At 64.0% G+C, this 1,221-nt stretch carries 1 protein-coding gene; it reads left to right on the forward strand.

The window, feature by feature from the left end; genetic code table 11:
* The coding region (locus tag IWX77_RS16815) for an IS110 family transposase (protein ID WP_327012287.1) at positions 1–1,197 on the forward strand (1,197 nt) is incomplete at its 5' end.
* Between the last annotated feature and the right edge of the window lie 24 nt (positions 1,198–1,221).

Raw genomic sequence — 1,221 nt, forward strand, 5'->3', positions numbered from 1 at the left:
GCCGGCATCGACACCCACGCCGACACCCATCACGTCGCCATCATCACCAATTACGGCCAACACCTGGCCGATAAGAAGTTCCTGGCCGTCGGATCCGGCTACCGGGAAATCGCCGAATACATCACCCAGTATGGACCGGTGATCGCTGTCGGCGTCGAAGGGACAGGGTCCTACGGCGCTGAATTGACCCGGGTCCTGACCCACGAGGGCTTCGATGTCAAAGAGGTCAACCGGCCCAATCGTCAGGCCCGACGCATCCACGGCAAGTCTGATCCGTTAGACGCCTACCAGGCCGCCGAATCTGTCCTCGCCCAGCGCGGCACCTCAACACCAAAAGCCCGCGACGGCAACGTCGAAGCCCTCCGGGTGCTGCGCACCGCACGCACCAGCGCGATGAAGGCACGCACCGCGGTACTGACGCAGATCAGCGCCGTGCTCACATCGGCCCCAGAGAGTATCCGGGCCAAATATCGGGGCAAGACCAGCGAATCCCGTGCCAAAAGCATGGCCACCTCGCGCCCGACCGGAGACATCACAGACCCCCTCGTCGCGACCGCCGTGACGCTCAAACGCATGGCCGCCCGCCATGCCTACCTCACCACCGAGATCGATGACTGCGACGCCGAGCTCGCCCGCATCATCGCCGAGCACGCCCCAGCCCTGACCCTGATCAAAGGCGTCGGCACCGCCGTAGCCTCCCAACTGCTGGTCACTATCGGCGACAACCCCGAGCGCCTCACCACAGAAGCCCAATTCGCTGCACTGGCCGGCGTCGCACCGATCCCTGCGTCATCGGGCAAGACGACACGGCACCGGCTCTCCCGCGGTGGCGACCGCGCCGCGAACTGTGCGATTCACCGCATCGTTCTCGTGCGCATGGCGAAGGACCAACGCACCCAGGATTACGTCGTCAAACGCACCAGCGAGGGCAAAGGCAAGAAGGAGATCATGCGCTGCCTCAAGCGCTACGTCGCCCGCGAAATATATCGCGTCCTGCAAAACCCACGGCCCGGCCTGCTAACGAACGACCTGCGCCCGCGGCGCCTCGCATTGCACCTCACCCAGACCGCAGTAGCACTCGAGCTGGGCGCCTGGCCCAAAGCTATCTCGCGCATTGAACGCGGCGCCACCCAAGATCGAGCCCTTTCCGAGCGCTACCGCACATGGCTCAATGAACAACCGAAAGTCAGCGCTTGACAACAATAGGAGCATCAAATTCCG

Origin of the sequence: Cryobacterium sp. CAN_C2, from assembly GCF_015751745.1 — a bacterium.
Lineage (GTDB): Bacteria > Actinomycetota > Actinomycetes > Actinomycetales > Microbacteriaceae > Cryobacterium.